Here is a 15,600-nt window from a genome sequence, read left to right as displayed (position 1 = left end):
CACCCATCCGTCATCAGCCCGGCGCAGGGTCCCAACATAGTCGCGGCGTTTCCTCTCGTATCAGTGACCACTCCATACAAACGAGCCAGGAGCGCGAGGAAGCGGGGTGTCAAGTTAACGGCTGTGGCGCAAATCCGGTGATGGACCGGCCCTCGGCGGAGCGCCGTGGTGCGGCAGGGCTACCGACCGCCTCTGCCGAGCCGGGACAGGGCGGGCTGACACAATCGCGCCATGAGCGCTCCCGAGCTGGTATTGGTGCCGCGTGACCGCAAGGCGGGCATGCGGGCCCACTTCGGGCCGCTGTCGTGACCGATGTCCTGAGCCAGCGTGGTCTCAACCGGGCCACGCTGGCTCGCCAGTACCTGCTGGAACGCGTGCCGACCCGGGCGATCGACGTGATCGAGCACCTGGGCGGGATGCAATCCCAGGCGCCGCTCGCCCCGTACGTGGGACTGTGGACCCGCCTGGCGGACTTCGCGCCGGACGAGCTGTCGGCGCTGACCGAGGAACGTCAGGTGGTACGGCTGCACCTGATGCGCAACACCGTGCATCTCGTCAGCGCGCGCGACTGCCTGAACTGGCGCGCGCTGTTCTACCCGCTGCACGCCGCGGAGTTCAGGGCGCACTTTCGACGCGGCACCGAGGGAGTGGACCGGGACACCCTGCTCAGCCAGGCGAGGCGGCTACTGGAGGAGCAGCCGCGAACCCGCAGCGAGCTCGGCAAGCTGCTCGCGGAACGCTGGCCGGACGCCGATCCGAGCGCACTGGCCTACGCGGCAACGCATCACCTCGGGCTGTGCCAGGTGCCACCACGGGGCATCTGGGGCAGGAACGGTCCCGCGAGGTGGGCAGCGGTGGAGAGCTGGCTGGGCGCGCCGCTGCGTTCAGTGCCGGTCGATGCGCTGGTACTGCGCTATCTCGGCGCGTTCGGTCCGGCCAGTGTCGCCGACATCCAGTTGTGGTCCGGGCTGACCCGGCTGGGCGAGGTGGTCGAGCGCTTGCCATTGCGGACGTTCCGCGGTGAGGCGGGGCAAGCGCTGTACGACCTGCCCGACGCGCCCCGGCCTGCTGAGGACACGCCCGCCCCGCCGCGCTTCCTGCCCGAGTACGACAACCTGCTGCTGTCACACAAGGATCGCACCCGAGTGATCCTCGACAACCGCTCCGTGCCGCTACCGCCGGGCAACGGCGCGACCGACGGTACGTTCCTGGTCGACGGCATGTGGCAGGGCACCTGGCAGATCCGCGACCAGGCACTGCGCCTCCAGCCGTTCACCAAGCTGCGCCGCGCGGACCGCGACGCGCTGCTGACCGAGGCCGCACAGTTGTGCGCTTTCGTTGCCCCGCGAGCGACGTACGACATAGTCCTCGACAAACCGTAGGTCGTTGCCCGGTGGGGTCCACTGACGTCGGAGACATCGCTGGAGCGCCGATGGGACGGGATGAAACGCCTGCCCCCGATGAGGGCGCCGCGTACGCTCGGTGGGTGGAGATCAGCACCGGCCGGTTGCGGTTCGGCCCGGACAACGGGCGCATGCTGCTGCGCACCGGCCGCAAGGGTGTCGGCTCGACCGTCGGCCACGACCTGACCATCGAGGTGACCGACTGGTCGGTGGAGCTGGACGTTCCCGAGACCGGGCCGGCGGATGCCACCGCGACGGCGCGCGTCGAGTTGGGATCGTTGGCCGTGCGGGAGGGTACCGGCGGTGCCGTGCCGCTGACCGACAAGGACCGGGGCGAGATCGAGAACAACGCCCGGCGGACGCTGGACGTCGATCGCCACCCGACGGCCACCTTCGAGTCCACCCGCGTCGTCACCGGCGACGACCACGCCACCATCAGCGGAAGGCTCACGCTGCACGGGGTCGCCGCCCCCATCGACGTCGAGGTGCGCGAGGTGACGCCCGACCGGTACCGCGCCACCACCGCGGTGACCCAGTCGGCACACGGAATCAAGCCGTACTCGGCCTTTCTCGGCGCGCTCAAGGTCCGTGACAACGTCGAGGTGGAGATCGAGGTCGACCTCCGGCGTTGACCTGCGGTCAGCCGCGCGCTGTTCTTGCAAGAACCCGAGCCATCGCGCCCCTCACCCCGGGCGACCGCCGTGGCCAAGGGCCCAGACCACCAGAGCACCTACGAGGAAGCCGATCGCGTACGGCGCGACGCGGCGGACGGCGGGGCCGGCGCTCACGCGCAGCAGGTCGACCGGCGGGGCGGCGGCCGGCGCCTGCTCGACGGCCGGCTCGGGAACGGCCACCGTAGGCCCACCCGCGGGCGCGCCATCGCCCGCCGGCACAGCGCGAAGCCCGTCCGCTGCCGCCACGAGCTCGGCCTCCTGCGCCGTGGGGACGTCGCCGGCCGGCGGCCGGCTCTCGGCCAAGCGCTGCGCCAGGCAATCGGCGAACTGGCCGACGAGCTTCCCGCCCACATCGGCGATCATTCCGCGCCCGAACTGCGCCGGTCGCCCGGTCACCGACAGCTCGGCTTGCACCGCGACGACGGTGGACGCCCCGTCAGTGGTGGGCGTCATGGTCATGGTCGCGGTCGTGGTCGCGGTGCCCCCGCCTCTGGATTCCCGGCCCGACGCCTCGATGACCACCCGGCCGGCGTCCTCGTCGCGCGAGACGAACCGCCCCTTGCCCTGGTAGGTCAGGTTCACCGGGCCGAGCTTCACGCGGACGGTGCCCGCGAACGCATCCCCGTCGTACGAGGTCAGCGTGGCTCCCGGCAGGCAGGGCACCACCCGTTCGAGGTCGAGCAGCACGGTCCACGCCTGGGATACCGGGACCGGCACGGTGAATTCGTACTCCAGCTGCATCTCGCTCTCCTTGCGACAGGCGGGCCGGCCGCGCACGCGGCCGGCCCGACCACGAACCCTTAGCGCCCGGCCGCCGCGGCGAGTGCGCGCCGGGTGAGCACGCGGGCCAGGTGCTGCCGGTACTCCGCCGACGCGGCCAGGTCGCTGACCGGGTCGGTGCCCTCGGCGGCGTGTGCCGCCGCGCCGGCCAACGCCTCGGCGGTCGCGTCCGCGCCGGCGAGCGCCGCCTCGACCGCTTCTGCCCGCACCGGGCGCGGGCCCATGTTCGTCAGGACCACCCGCGCCTCGGCGATGGAGCCGTTCATCCGGCGCACGGCAGCGGCCACTCCGACGGTCGCCCACGCCTGGGCCGTGCGATGGAACTTCTCGTAGTGCACGCCCCAGCCGGAACGGCGCGGCAGCCGCACCTCCGCCAGGACCTCGCGCGGGTCGAGGGCGGTGGTGAAGTAGTCCACGAAGAACTCCGCGGCCGGGACGCTACGCCGGCCACCCGGACCGGCGATGACGCACACCCCGTCGAGCGCCACCAGCACCGCCGGCAGGTCGCCGGCCGGGTCGGCGTGGGCCAGCGCGCCGCCGATCGTGCCCCGGTGGCGGACCTGCCGGTCGCCGATCAGCCCGGCCGCGGCGGCGAGAAGCGGCGCTTCGGCCCGCACCACAGCGGATCCGGCCACCTCGGCGTGCGTGGTCAACGCGCCGACGACGAGATCGTCGCCGTCGACCCGCACGCCGCGCAGTTCGGTCAGTCCGTCGAGGTCGACGAGCAGGCTCGGAGCGGACAGCCGCAGCCGGAGTACCGGCAGCAGGCTCTGGCCGCCGGCGAGCACCTTGGCGTCGTCGCCCGCGTCCGCGAGCGCGGCCACGGCGTCCTCCACGGTGGCCGGCTTGAGGTAGTCGAAGGCCACCGGGATCATGATGTCGCCTCCTGGATGGCGCGCCAGACCCGCTCCGGAGTGCAGGGCATGCGGACGTCCGCCACGCCGAACGGCCGGAGCGCGTCGACGACGGCGTTCACGACAGCGGGGGTCGAGGCGATGGTGCCCGCCTCTCCGACCCCCTTGACGCCAAGCGGGTTGGACGTCGCGGGCGTCTCGGTGCGGTCGCTTTCGATCACCGGCAGGTCGGCGGCGCTCGGCAGGGTGTAATCGGCGAACGAGCCGGTGAGCAGGTTCCCGTCCGCGTCGTACACGGCCTCCTCGAACAGCGCCTGCGCCACGCCCTGGGCCACCCCCCCGTGCACCTGGCCTTCGACGATCAGCGGGTTGACCACCCGGCCGACGTCGTCCACGGCCACGTACCGGCGCAGCCGCACCTGGCCGGTCTCGGTGTCCACCTCCACGGCGCAGAGGTGGGTGCCGTGCGGATACGAGAAGTTCTGCGGGTCGTAGACCGCCTCGGCGTCGAGCGTCGGCTCGGCGCCGTCGGGCAGGTCGTGGGCGGCGAAGACGCCGAGAGCACAGTCGGCGATCGTCTTCATGGCGCCGGGCGTGCCGCGTACCCGGAAGGCGCCGTCGGTGAACTCCAGGTCGTCCGGCGCGCACTCGAGCAGGTGTGCCGCGATCGGCCGGGCCTTGGCGAGGACCTTCTCACACGCCTGCACGAGGGCGATCCCGCCGACGGCCAGCGACCGGGAGCCGTAGGTGTCCAGGCCCTTGTGGGAGACCCGGGTGTCGCCGTGCAGCACCGTGACGTCCTCGAACGGCACCCCGAGCCGGTCGGCGACGATCTGGCTCCACGCGGTCAGGTGGCCCTGGCCGTGTGGGCTGCTGCCGGTCACCACCTCGACCTTGCCGGTCGGCAGCACCCGGACGCTCGCCGATTCCCAGCCGCCCGCGCCGTAGCGCAGCGCGCCCAGAATGCGTGAGGGTGCCAACCCGCACATCTCGGTGTATGTCGAAACGCCGATGCCGAGCTGCACCGGGTCGTTCGACGCCCGCCGGGCGGCCTGCTCCGCGCGCAACTCGTGGTACCCGATCATGGCCATCGCCTTCTCGGTGGCCGCCTCGTAGTTGCCGGAGTCGTACTCGAGCCCGGCCACCGTCGTGAACGGGAACTCGTCGTGCCGGATCCAGTTGCGCCGCCGCACCTCCAGCGGGTCGAGGCCCAGCTCCGCGGCGAGCTCGTCCATGATCCGCTCGATGGCGTACGTCGCCTCGGGGCGACCGGCGCCACGGTAGGCGTCGGTGAGGGTGGTGTTGGTGAACACGCCCGTGCACTCGAACCGGTACGCCGGCACCTTGTAGATCGCGTTGTACATGAAGGCGCCGAGCAGCGGTACGCCCGGCGTCACGATGCCCAGATAGGCGCCCATGTTGGCGAGCAGCCTCACCGACAGGCCGGTGAGGGTGCCGTCCCGCTTCGCCGTCAACGTGATGTCCTGGATCAGGTCGCGGCCGTGGTGCGCCGACACCATCGTCTCCGACCGGCTCTCCGTGTACTTGACCGGCTTGCCGGTGCGCCGCGCCGCCAGGAACGCGATCAGCTCCTCCGCCGTGACCTGCAGCTTGCCGCCGAACCCGCCGCCGACATCCGGGGCGATCACCCGGATCTGGTGCTCGGGCGTCCCGGTGATGAGCGCGAGCATGACCCGCAGGATGTGCGGGATCTGCGTCGCCGACCAGATCGTCAGCTGACCGGCGGTCGGGTCGACGACCACGCTGCGCGGCTCCATGAACGCCGGGATCAGCCGCTGCTGCACATACCGGCGCTGGAGGATGACCTCCGCCTCCGCGTCGGCCACGTTGCCGCCGGTGCCCGCCTCGGCCGAGTCGAAGACCCAGGTGTAGCAGGTGTTCTGGCCGGCCGCGGAGTGCACCAGCGAGGCCCCGTCGGCGACGGCCTCCTCCAGGTCCAGCACGACCGGCAGGGGGTCGTACTCGACCTCGATGGCCTCCAGCGCGTCGACGGCGGTGGCCCGGTCCCGGGCGACCACGACGGCGACCGCCTCGCCGACGTGCCGCACCTCGCCGACCGCCAGCGGCGGGTGGTCGGGGTGGATCATGTCTTCGGTGACCGGCCACGCGCAGGGCAGGCTGCCCTGCACGTCGGCGACGTCGGCGCCGGTGAACGCGGCCACCACGTTGGGCCGCTGCAGTGCCGGCCCGACGTCGAGGTGCGTGATTCGGGCGTGCGCGAGCGGGCTGCGCAGGATCGCCAGGTGCAGCATGCCGGGCAACGTGACGTTCTCGGTCCACATCGTCCGGCCGGTGAGCAGGCGGTGGTCCTCCTTGCGCAGCCGGGCGCGGCCGACCTCGGGTTCGAGCACGGCGGTCATGTCCTGGCCACCTCCTCGACCTGACGCTCGCCGCCGACCGGCGCCGCCGGGTCGGGGATCGTGGCGCCGGCACCCGGGCGCGCTGTCCCGTGCCCGTTGGCGGCCGCCACCCCGCGGACCTCAGCCGCCGCGGCGAGCACGGCCCGGACGATGTTCTGGTAGCCGGTGCAGCGGCACAGGTTGCCCTCCAGGCCGCGGCGCACCTCCTCCTCGGTCGGGTCGGGGTTCTCGGCGAGCAGGTCGACCGCTGCCACCACCATGCCCGGGGTGCAGAAGCCGCACTGCAGCGCATGCTTTTCGTGGAACGCCCGCTGCACCGGATGCAGGGTGCCGTCGGGGGCGAGTCCTTCCACGGTGGTGACCGTACGACCGTCGGCCTGCACGGCGAGCACGCTGCAGCTCTTCACCGCTTGGGCCCGGCCGTCCGGGTCGGTCATCAGCACCGTGCAGGCGCCGCAATTGCTGGTGTCGCAGCCCACCACCGTGCCGACCTTGCCCTGGTCGCGCAGGTAATGGACGAGCAGGGTACGTGGTGGAACGTCGTCGGCGTACCGGATGCCGTCGACGGTGACGCTGATCCGAGCCATTAATCCTCCCGCGCAGATCGACGGGGTTGCCTTTCGATCAGCCAACTCCGTCGCGCGGGTGTGCGCAAGGGCCGACGCGCCAGATTGCACCGTCGCCGTCTCCGGCGGCTAGCGGATCGGTCGGGCGCCGCCGGTCACCTGCACGCGGTCGTCATCGCCGGTCACGTCTACGAGCAGGCGGCTGGGGCTACCCATGTCCACGCCCTGCAGGACCGTGATCTGCGCCGGCGGGTCCACGAGGTGGAGTGCCCGAAGGTACCCGCCGAGGGCGGCCGCGGCCGCTCCGGTGGCGGGGTCCTCCACGACACCGCCGGGCGGGAAGGGATTGCGGGCAGAGAAGAGCAGCGGCGTGTGGGCGTGCACGAGTTGGAGCGTGGTCCAGCCGCGCTCGGCCATCAGGGCTGCCAGCGCGTCGTAGTCATAGTGCAGGTCCGCCAGGCGGGTGCGGTCCGACACGGCGAGGACGAGGTGATCGTTGCCGGCGTACGCGACGTGTACGGGGTACCGGGGGTCCAGGTCGGTGGAACGCCAGCGTAGCGCTGCGAGGGCGGCGGCGAGCTCGTCGCCGGAGGCGGGCCGGGTACGAGTGGGGACGCTGGTGAGCGTGGCGGTCGGGCCGGCATCGCTCTCACCGGTGTTCACCTCGACGGCGCCGGCGAGAGTCTGAAACAGCAGCGGCCCGCTGCCGCGGCGTTCGGCCAGGGCAACGGCGGCGGCAATCGTCGCGTGTCCGCAGAACGCTACCTCAGCCAGTGGGCTGAAGTAGCGCACCTGGAACTCCCCGTCCCGCCTGGTGGGTTCGAGGAACGCCGTCTCGGAATAGCCGACCGAAGCTGCGACGGCCAGGCGGCTGGCGCCGTCGAGGCGGGTCGCATCCAGTACGACACCCGCAGGGTTTCCGCCGACGGCCCCGTCCGGGAAGGCGGCGTAGCGCAGCACCTCCACGTCGGCGGCCTCGGGCCGTGCGATGGTCGCGTCGTCTGTCTCAGTCATCAAGGACCTCCCAGGGGCTAGTCTCGCCGGGTAGCGCCATCGAGTCCAACGATGAGTCATGATGGCATCAATCGAGGAAAGGAATGGCCGTGGAGACGGACCTGTTGCGGACCTTCACCGCCGTGGCCCGCACCGGCAGCTTCACGGCGACGGGGCGGGAGCTGGGCTACGTGCAGTCCACGGTGACCGGGCATGTGCAGGCCCTCGAGCGGTACCTGGGCGTCCGGCTGTTCGACCGGCTGCCGTCCGGGGCCGTGCTGACCGACGCCGGCACCCGGCTCCTGTCGTACGCCACCCAGTTGCTCGATCTGGAGGGCCGCCTTGCCTCCGAGGTGCCCGCCCGAGACGGCCGGCCGTCTGGCCGGGTGCGGCTCGTGGCTCCGGAGTCCGTGTGCGCCTACCGGCTCCCCGCCGTCCTCGGCAAGCTGCGCCTCATCGCGCCCCAGATCCGGCTGTCGCTCGCACCAGGGGGCACCGCGCAGGCGCTCCAAGCCGTACGCGCCGGCACCGCCGAAGCTGCCCTGCTTCTCGAACCCGACATGTCCGCCGTCGACCTCCATCTGGAGGTCCTCGGCGCCGAAGAACTCACCATCGTCGCCGGGCCCGACCTCGACCTGCCGGCAGGGGCAGTCACCTGGGCGCAGCTGGCCGAGCACGACGTACTCCTGCTCGAGGACGGCTGCAGCTACAGCGACCAGGTGGCCCGCAGCCTGTTCGCCGTCGGGCAACCGGATTTTCGCCGCGTCCGGTTCGGCAGCATTGAAGCCGTCAAGCGCTGCGTCGCGGCCGGGCTCGGATGGGCGGTGCTTCCCACCGCCACCGCCGGCGCCGAGCTGCGGGCAGGCGAGCTCATCGCCGTTCCCGGGCCACTCCCACCTGCGCCGAGCGTCCACCTCGTCACACACCCCGATCGCACGCTCAGCGCCGGCACCACGGTCGTCCTCGACCAGCTCCGCGCGCTATGGAACCCGGGCTCACCGCAGGAGCCGTAGCCCCCTCTGCCTGGCTCGCACACCGGGTCCGGCGCCGCGGCGGACCTCGATACCGGCCCTAGTCGGCGTCGTGGTGGATCCGCCCGTTCAGCGTGGAGAGCCTGGCGCCGCCGCCGCGCCACCGGGTCGCGATGATTTCGGCTGCCACGCTGACCGCCGTCTCCTCCGGCGTACGGGCACCGAGATCCAACCCGATCGGCGACGACAGGCGGGCCAGTTGGTCCGGCGGCACTCCGGCCTCGATCAGTCGGGCGAGTCGGTCGTCGTGGGTGCGCCGCGAGCCCATCGCCCCGACGTACGCGACCGGCTGCGCCAGCGCCACCTGCAGCACCGGCACGTCGAACTTCGGGTCGTGGGTGAGCACGCAGATCACGGTGCGCTCGTCCACCCGGCCGGCCTCGACCTCGGCCGCCAGATACCGGTGGGGCCAGTCCACCACGACCTCCGTACCGGGGAACCGCCGCTGGGTCGCGAAGACCGGCCGCGCGTCGCAGACCGTCACCCGGTAGCCGAGGTACGTGCCGAGCCGGGCCACGGCGGCGGCGAAGTCGATCGCGCCGAACACCAGCATGCGCGGGGGCGGGGCGAACGACGCCACGAACAGGGTCAGTTCGTCGCCACGGCGCTGCCCGTCCGGGCCGTACCGCAGCGTGCCGGTGCGGCCGGTGGCCAACATCCCCCGGACGTCGTCGGCGGCGGCGTCGTCCAGCCGGTCCGAGCCGAGGGTGCCGGCCCACCGGTCCGGCCACACCACGGACCGGCGCCCCACCTGGTCGGGCCGGCCTTCGACGATGGTGGCCACCGCGACCGGCTCGCCGGCGTCGATGGCGGCCGCCAGGTCCGCGAGTTGCGGAAAGGACGCATCATCGACCCGCTCCACGAACAGGTCGATGATGCCGCCACAGGTGAGCCCGACCGCGAACGCGTCGTCGTCGCTGACGCCGTAGCGGGTGAGTACCGGCCGCCCGGTCGAGAGCACCTCCTGACCCACCTCGTACACGGCCGCCTCGACACAGCCGCCGGAGACGCTGCCGACCGCGGTGCCGTCCGGCCCCACCAACATGGTCGCCCCCGGCGGGCGCGGGGCGCTGCGCCAGGTCCCCACCACGGTCGCCATGCCGACCGGCTGGCCATCCCGCCACCACGTGAGCAGGTCACTGAGCACCTCGCGCATCGCTACCTGCTTCCTACTAGTTGCTCATCGCTGAGCGGTTCGGATGGTTCGCTCTCCGCTCGGTGGTGGCCGGGCTGGAGTCCTGGACCGGCAGTCTGGTCCGGTGGCGATCGGTCCTGTCCTGCAGGATCTGCCTCACCGCGCGGTGCGGGGTGTGCAGGGCGATGTCGGGGTCGCCGGCTCGCTGCAGGATGTTGATCGCGGCGTTCACGTCGGCCTGCCACACCACCCCGCACCAGGTGCAGTGAAACCGGTCCCCACTACGGCGACCCAAGCCGGCGCACCGATGACAGGTTTGTGAGGTGTAGGCGGCGTTGACGTGAACGAGCGCAGAACCTCTGCGCTCCGACACGTTTGTTAGGGCCTCGGCGGTGACCCCTTTGGTCCAGGCGGCGAGGCGCCGGTTGACGTTCCTGCCGAGCCTCTTGCGCCCGGCGAAGCTGGTGGTGAGGTCCTCGGCGACCACGGTGGCGGCCTTGTCGACGACCCGGTGCACGGCGGTGAAGATCTCCGCGCGCACCCGGGCGCGGTGGCGGGCGGCCTGCCGGTCCCGTTTGAAGGTCCCAAGGTTGTTTACCGTGATCCGTTGCGCTTTCGCGTGGTCACCACGACGAGCGGCGTTGTTCGCTATCGAGCGCAGCCTCGCCCGACGCCGGTTGCGTTCCTTCAACCGGTCCGACTCTGTGGTCAGGAGCCTGCCGAGCCGAACGCCGTGTCGCTGGCCGTCGGAGTCGGTCAGGGCTTCGGTGTAGCCCTTGTCCACGCCGACCGTCGCATCGCCGCACGGCCGCTGCGACGACCGCAGCTGCGACGCGTCGATCTGGTAGTGCACCTCCACCCGGCCGCCGCGCAGAATCAGCCGCAGCGTGCCAGTCGGGGCCACCGTCGTGGACAGCGGAATCTTGACCATCTGGCGGCGTTGCAGACCGGGAACCGCCAGCCACAACAGGCCCCGCCCGTCCACGACGGTGTTGTGCTGGTCAGCGCGCACCACGATCTGATCGTGCGTGCGGTTCTTCCCACGCTTCCACTGTTTGCGCATCTGCCGAGCCAGGAACGGATCGTCGGCCCACTGGTCGGCCTTCAGCGCGGTGAACATCCGCTTCCGCTCGCCCGGATCGCCCGTACGCCGGATAATAGCCCGACGCACCTCGACCTTGGCCGACGCCAGGTTCGCCCCGATGTCCGCCATCGCGTCGCGGACGGTTTCCTTCCACGCATTCGCCAGCACACCAAACCGCACGTGCGTGCCGTCAGCCAGCCACCGGTCCCGCACCTGCCGGTCCCTCAACCCGGACCCGACACCGCCGATCGAGCCGTACCGCTGCCACACCTCGCTGCGGACCCGGCCCAACCGGCGAGCCTGCTCCAGCAACGCCGCGTACTTGCCCGGGTTCAGGCGGGCCGAGTAAGCGATCCGGGTAACCTTCACCGGTCGCCCTCCGCGGTCAGACCCGCCCTTTTGAGTTCCTTGTCATAGCGCCGCAGCCCGTACAGCCGACACGAGAAGGTTTGCACGATCGCCAGCAGGTCCTCGACCAGATCCTGCTGCGGGGACCACGCCTCCTGATTGGCCACGGCGATCTCGCAGCCGCCGCGCGCCGCCACGTGCTCTAGGAAGTCGAAGCCGAACGGGGCCAGCCGATCCTTGTGCGCCACCACGCGCGTGGCGACCTCCCCCCGGTCGACCGCGTCCATCAGCGGCAGGAACTTCTCGCGGCGCAGGTTCATCCCGCAGCCGACCTCGCTGACCCACTCATCCACCGCGAGGCCGCGTGCCAGACGGAGCTGCTGCATCGACGCGGCCTGCGAGGCCAGGTCGGCTTTCTGGCCCGGTGACGAGACCCGCAGTAAACCACGACCTTCCGCCGCCCGGTATCGAAGCCAGGCCGCAGCACCGTGCGCACGTCGGAGTCGTCGAAGAAACGCTGCCCGCACGGCAGACGCCGGGCCGAGATCCGGCCCTCCGCCTCCCACCGGCGCGCCGTACTCACCGAGCGGCCCACCCGCTTGGCAAACTCACCGATCCGATAGACGCTACCCACAACAGGCAAGCATAGATAGATATGAAGAAAAAGCCGACAACTAGTCACTGCTCCCGATGGTGTCGGCGAGTTCGGACAGGGCCGCCAGGCTGTGGCCGGCAACGAGATCATCGACGTTGGGCAGGACGGCGGCCAGCCCGCCCGCGGTGGGAGCGAATCCGGGCCGACCACGGTGCGGGCTGACCCACACCACCCGGTGAGCGAGGCGGCGCAGCCGGGCGGTCGCATCGGCCAGCGGCGCCGGGTCGCCGCGCTCCCAACCGTCGCTGAAGACGACGACCACCGCGCGGCGAGCGAGCCCCGGATGGGCGTACCGGCGGACGAACACGCCGAGTGAGTCACCCAGCCGGGTGCCTCCGCTCCAGTCCGGAATCGCGGCGCCCGCCGCCGCGAGCGCGGCGCCCGGGTCGGGGTGGCGCAGCGCCCGGGTCACCCGGGTGAGCCGGGTGCCGATGGTGAAGACCTCCGTCGCGGCGGGCCGGCAGTGGACCGCGGCGTGCGCGAAACGCAGCAAGGCATCGGCGTACGGCGCCATGGAGCCGGAGACGTCAACCAGCAGCACCAGCCGACGCGGCCGATGCCGACGGCGGCGGTGGGCGAGCAGCGCGGGCTCGCCGAGCGAACGGCGCAGAGCCGCCAGACTCCGGGGCGGGTCGATCCGGCCGGCGCCTGCGGGTCGGTACCGCCGCGCCCGCCGCAGCGGCGTCGCCGGGCGTAGCAGGGCAACGAGCCGACGCGCCTCCGCACGGTCCGCGGCGGACAGGTCGGCGAGGTCGCGATGACGCAGCAGCTCGTGGTCGCTGGCCCGGGTCGCCACCGGCGTGGTCGCCGCCTTACCGACATCCCCTCGGCGGGCACCATCCAGCCCGAACGGAACGACGTACCGGCGGGGCGGGCCGACGGGCACGGTGCGCGCCGGCCGGACCTGCCGGCCGGAGAGCCACGCACGGTAGGCCGTGTCGTAGCGGGCGATGTCGTCGACGGTGCCGCACAGGGTCAGCCGGCCGGCCCAGTAGAGCCCGGTCGGCCCGAGCGCGTCGACGGCCGCGGCGAGGGCCTGGACGCGGTCGGGGCTGGCCGGTACGCCGGCGCGGCGCACCGCACCGGCGAAGTCGACGATCATGAGCGCCGCGTCGCCCGCCATGTCAGGCCTCGCCCACCAGCGCCGCCAGGCGCGGCCGTACCCGGTCGAGGTCTTCGCGGACCTTGACCGCCGCGCCGAGCGTCGCGTCGGCCAGCGGGGCGGTGAGCTGGTCCGCCCCGAGGGCCTGCAGGGCCGAGGCCCAGTCGATGGCCTCGGCCACGCCTGGCGGCTTGACGAGGTCGAGCCTGCGTAGCCGGGCGACCGCCTCCGCCACCTGGGTGGTGAGCCGGCGCGACACGTCGGGCAGTCGGGTCCGCAAGATCGCCGCTTCCCGGTCCGGATCGGGGTGATCGACCCAGTGATAGAGGCAGCGGCGCTTGAGCGCGTCGTGCACCTCACGCGTCCGGTTCGAGGTGATGACGGTGGTCGGCGGCGTGGTGGCGGCCACCCGGCCCAGCTCGGGAATGCTCACCGCCCAGTCGGCGAGCAGTTCCAACAGGTACGCCTCGAACTCGTCGTCGGCTCGGTCGATCTCGTCGATGAGCAGCACGCACGGCGCCGCCTCCAGCGCCCGCAGCAGCGGCCGGGCGAGCAGGAACCGGCGGTCGTAGAGGCTGGTCTCGAGGCTCGACGCGTCGGTGACGCCGGCCGCCTCCGCGGTGCGCAGGTGCAGGATCTGCCGCGGGAAGTCCCAGTCGTAGAGCGCCTGGGCCGCGTCGAGCCCCTCGTAGCACTGCAGCCGGATCAGCTCGACACCGGTCGCCGCCGCCAGCGCCACGGCGAAGGCTGTCTTGCCGACGCCTGCGTCACCTTCCAGGAAAACCGGCCGGTGCAGCCGCGCCGCGAGGAACCCCGCGATGGCCAGCCCGGTGTCGGCGAGGTAGCCGGCGCGGGAGAGGGCAGTTACGAGTGCTTCCGGCGACTCGGGTGCGGCCATGCCCCACTATGGCGCGGCGCGGCCGCCCCGGCTACCTGTCGGGCCCACCCGGCTTTCTATGCCGTCGGTCGCGGGTCGCATCGGGGGACTAGCCAGGCGGCATCGCTCGGTGCAGCAGGCCGGGCACGTGCGCTTCACCGCTCGGCGCACCGCGTCTCCGCCGTGATCCTCGCCGAGTGCCCTCGATGATCAGCCAACCGATCCAGAAGCAGGCCGGAACGGCGAGCGCTCCCACGACGAGGGCCTTGGCCTCGGCCGGCAGGGGTAGCGGCCGGGCCGCGATCGCCAAGGTCAGCAGGACGGGTCCCTGCAGGGCGAATGCGGCGTACGCGGCGCGGCCGCAGGCCATCAAGAGCCGGCTGCTGGTCAGTAGGCGGCGCTGCGCCGTGCCGAGCGCCCACACCGATCCCGCAACCACCAGGCAGGCCTCCACGCTGGCCAGCAGCAGCGCCTGCCAATGCCAGCCGCCGAGGAACGGGGTGGCAGCTTCGGCGAGACTCGACACACCCAGTGCGACAGCCAGCACCGGCACGACGGCCAGCGTGACCACCACGGCGAGGCCGCAGGCGTGCCGCACGCCCTCCGGCACCTCGCCGATCCACCCGTGACGCGCGACCACGACGCCCAACCCGAACATCGCGAGGGATTGCGGCCACTGCCACAGGTGCAGATCCAGGATCTGCGTGCTCCGGGCGGGGAACCACAGCCGGATCACGAACGAGGTGACCACGACGGCGACGGCGAGCGCAACCAGGTGGCCACCGCCCCACGGTTTGGGCGCCGGACGAGGTTGGCGACTCAGCCGGGTAGTGGCCCAGCTCCACGCCGCGTATGCGAGCGAGAAGTACAGCAGCACCTCGGCGAACCACAGCGGGCCGGAATCCAGCAAGGGCTGGCGATGCGTGAAGGCCCACCAGTACGACACGCGGTAGCCCGCCGCACGGTAGGCAGCCCACATGAACAGCGGCCAGATCAATCCCATGTAACACAGGAACGGCACACCGAGCCGCAGGATCCGGTCGCCCGCGAACCGTGCCGGGCCCTTGCCAGCAACGGCGGCGGGCGAGAACAGCCCGGCCAGGAAGAAGAATGTGCCGACGACGAAGAGTGCGGACGGACCGATCACGATCGCCAGTACCCACTCTGATCGAGGATCGAACGTGACCTCGTTGACCTCGTCGTACGGCCAGCCGCCGATCGACGTATAGCCGAGCAGGGCGTGCCCGGCGATGATCCACGCGACCATGGCGGTCTTGAGGTTGTCGATCTGAGGCAGGCGCTGTGAGCCTCGGGCCTGGACGACCGTGGACATATGTCGATTCTCTCCGGCGCGGACCAAGGCATCGATGGGTCCCTTGGCCCAAAACATTGGCCGCATGACCGCTGCCCATGCCCGCCGGCTCCACTTTCGTCAAGCTAGAGGAAAGTTCGGCCTTCTCCCGGCAAAAGCTATGGACTTATCGACATGTCTTTTGTAGCGTCGGCCGCATGACGATGTGCTTCGTCGAGGTGGCCCGACACCCGGTTAGCCCCTCGACGACGGCCCCGGACGGCCCGCCCGTCTGGAGCGCAGTCGAGACATCGGCGCGCAGCAACGGCTGCTGGCAGCCGGTCAACACCTGACTCAACACACCCGCCCCCTACCCTCAAGATCCTTCCCCCGTCCCCCATTCGCAGCTACGACGCCTCGGCAACC

At 71.7% G+C, this 15,600-nt stretch carries 14 protein-coding genes and 1 pseudogene; 4 read left to right on the top strand and 11 right to left on the bottom strand.

Translation table 11 applies throughout. The annotated features are described in order from the left end of the window. Positions 1-305 precede the first annotated feature (305 nt). Together GA0070624_RS19425 and GA0070624_RS19420 are read left to right on the top strand one after the other, a co-directional pair. Positions 306-1,382 carry a winged helix DNA-binding domain-containing protein gene (locus tag GA0070624_RS19425; protein ID WP_091343081.1) on the top strand — a complete coding sequence of 359 codons (1,077 nt, stop codon included), beginning with the start codon at positions 306-308 and terminating at the stop codon, positions 1,380-1,382. A gap of 104 nt (positions 1,383-1,486) precedes the next feature. Next, positions 1,487-2,035, top strand: a complete 549-nt coding sequence (locus tag GA0070624_RS19420; protein WP_176731781.1) for a YceI family protein — start codon at positions 1,487-1,489, stop codon at positions 2,033-2,035. 51 nt (positions 2,036-2,086) lie between these two features. Here the strand turns inward: GA0070624_RS19420 and GA0070624_RS19415 are convergent, their stop codons facing one another. The 5 genes from GA0070624_RS19415 to GA0070624_RS19395 all read right to left on the bottom strand — a co-directional run bounded on the left by GA0070624_RS19415 (position 2,087) and on the right by GA0070624_RS19395 (position 7,624). Continuing rightward, positions 2,087-2,818, bottom strand: coding sequence for an SRPBCC family protein (locus GA0070624_RS19415; RefSeq protein WP_091343078.1), 732 nt, complete (start codon positions 2,816-2,818; stop codon positions 2,087-2,089). Positions 2,819-2,877: 59 nt separating this feature from the next. Further along, complete coding sequence (locus tag GA0070624_RS19410; protein ID WP_091343075.1) at positions 2,878-3,732, bottom strand: FAD binding domain-containing protein; 855 nt, start codon at positions 3,730-3,732, stop codon at positions 2,878-2,880. Next, a complete protein-coding gene (locus GA0070624_RS19405) occupies positions 3,729-6,092 on the bottom strand; it encodes a xanthine dehydrogenase family protein molybdopterin-binding subunit (RefSeq protein WP_091343073.1) in 2,364 nt (787 codons plus the stop codon). The genes GA0070624_RS19410 and GA0070624_RS19405 overlap by 4 nt, the downstream gene beginning before the upstream one ends. Next, a complete protein-coding gene (locus GA0070624_RS19400) occupies positions 6,089-6,679 on the bottom strand; it encodes a (2Fe-2S)-binding protein (protein WP_091343070.1) in 591 nt (196 codons plus the stop codon). Before GA0070624_RS19400 ends, GA0070624_RS19405 begins: the two co-directional genes overlap by 4 nt. Before the next feature lie 108 nt (positions 6,680-6,787). Continuing rightward, positions 6,788-7,624, bottom strand: coding sequence for a PhzF family phenazine biosynthesis isomerase (locus GA0070624_RS19395; protein WP_218105404.1), 837 nt, complete (start codon positions 7,622-7,624; stop codon positions 6,788-6,790). 137 nt (positions 7,625-7,761) lie between these two features. On the opposite strand from GA0070624_RS19395, the gene GA0070624_RS19390 reads away from it, so the two are divergent. Then, positions 7,762-8,664 (top strand): LysR family transcriptional regulator, encoded by a 903-nt coding sequence (locus tag GA0070624_RS19390; protein WP_176731780.1) that lies wholly within the window; start codon positions 7,762-7,764, stop codon positions 8,662-8,664. Positions 8,665-8,722: 58 nt separating this feature from the next. Here GA0070624_RS19390 and GA0070624_RS19385 read toward each other — a convergent pair whose 3' ends face one another. From GA0070624_RS19385 to GA0070624_RS19360, 6 genes and pseudogenes are all read right to left on the bottom strand, one after another. Next, positions 8,723-9,838 (bottom strand): XdhC family protein, encoded by a 1,116-nt coding sequence (locus tag GA0070624_RS19385; protein WP_091343062.1) that lies wholly within the window; start codon positions 9,836-9,838, stop codon positions 8,723-8,725. A gap of 16 nt (positions 9,839-9,854) precedes the next feature. Next, complete coding sequence (locus tag GA0070624_RS19380) at positions 9,855-11,270, bottom strand: RNA-guided endonuclease TnpB family protein (protein ID WP_091343060.1); 1,416 nt, start codon at positions 11,268-11,270, stop codon at positions 9,855-9,857. After that, positions 11,267-11,883: pseudogene (locus GA0070624_RS19375) on the bottom strand (IS607 family transposase). Before GA0070624_RS19375 ends, GA0070624_RS19380 begins: the two are co-directional and overlap by 4 nt. Positions 11,884-11,923: 40 nt before the next feature. After that, positions 11,924-13,027, bottom strand: coding sequence for a vWA domain-containing protein (locus GA0070624_RS19370; protein WP_245718883.1), 1,104 nt, complete (start codon positions 13,025-13,027; stop codon positions 11,924-11,926). A gap of 1 nt (position 13,028) precedes the next feature. Next, on the bottom strand, positions 13,029-13,904 hold the full coding sequence (locus GA0070624_RS19365; RefSeq protein ID WP_091343059.1) for an AAA family ATPase: 876 nt from the start codon (positions 13,902-13,904) through the stop codon (positions 13,029-13,031). Between the two features lie 88 nt (positions 13,905-13,992). After that, positions 13,993-15,216, bottom strand: coding sequence for an acyltransferase family protein (locus GA0070624_RS19360; protein WP_176731779.1), 1,224 nt, complete (start codon positions 15,214-15,216; stop codon positions 13,993-13,995). Between the two features lie 176 nt (positions 15,217-15,392). Here GA0070624_RS19360 and GA0070624_RS36450 point away from each other — a divergent pair, with 176 nt between their 5' ends. Beyond that, positions 15,393-15,527, top strand: coding sequence for a hypothetical protein (locus tag GA0070624_RS36450; RefSeq protein ID WP_281180988.1), 135 nt, complete (start codon positions 15,393-15,395; stop codon positions 15,525-15,527). Positions 15,528-15,600 lie beyond the last annotated feature (73 nt).

The organism is Micromonospora rhizosphaerae (assembly GCF_900091465.1).
GTDB classification, from domain to species: domain Bacteria; phylum Actinomycetota; class Actinomycetes; order Mycobacteriales; family Micromonosporaceae; genus Micromonospora; species Micromonospora rhizosphaerae.
The sequence above is the reverse complement of the archived record's forward strand: the minus strand, read 5'-3'. Positions and strand labels throughout refer to the sequence as shown.

Coding starts and splice junctions, on each gene's coding strand:
- GA0070624_RS19415 (WP_091343078.1), bottom strand. CDS start 2,818: ATGCAGCTGGAGTACGAATTCACCGTGCCGGTCCCGGTATCCCAGGCG.
- GA0070624_RS19410 (WP_091343075.1), bottom strand. CDS start 3,732: ATGATCCCGGTGGCCTTCGACTACCTCAAGCCGGCCACCGTGGAGGAC.
- GA0070624_RS19405 (WP_091343073.1), bottom strand. CDS start 6,092: ATGACCGCCGTGCTCGAACCCGAGGTCGGCCGCGCCCGGCTGCGCAAG.
- GA0070624_RS19400 (WP_091343070.1), bottom strand. CDS start 6,679: ATGGCTCGGATCAGCGTCACCGTCGACGGCATCCGGTACGCCGACGAC.
- GA0070624_RS19385 (WP_091343062.1), bottom strand. CDS start 9,838: ATGCGCGAGGTGCTCAGTGACCTGCTCACGTGGTGGCGGGATGGCCAG.
- GA0070624_RS19370 (WP_245718883.1), bottom strand. CDS start 13,027: ATGGCGGGCGACGCGGCGCTCATGATCGTCGACTTCGCCGGTGCGGTG.
- GA0070624_RS19365 (WP_091343059.1), bottom strand. CDS start 13,904: ATGGCCGCACCCGAGTCGCCGGAAGCACTCGTAACTGCCCTCTCCCGC.
- GA0070624_RS19360 (WP_176731779.1), bottom strand. CDS start 15,216: ATGTCCACGGTCGTCCAGGCCCGAGGCTCACAGCGCCTGCCTCAGATC.
- GA0070624_RS36450 (WP_281180988.1), top strand. CDS start 15,393: ATGACGATGTGCTTCGTCGAGGTGGCCCGACACCCGGTTAGCCCCTCG.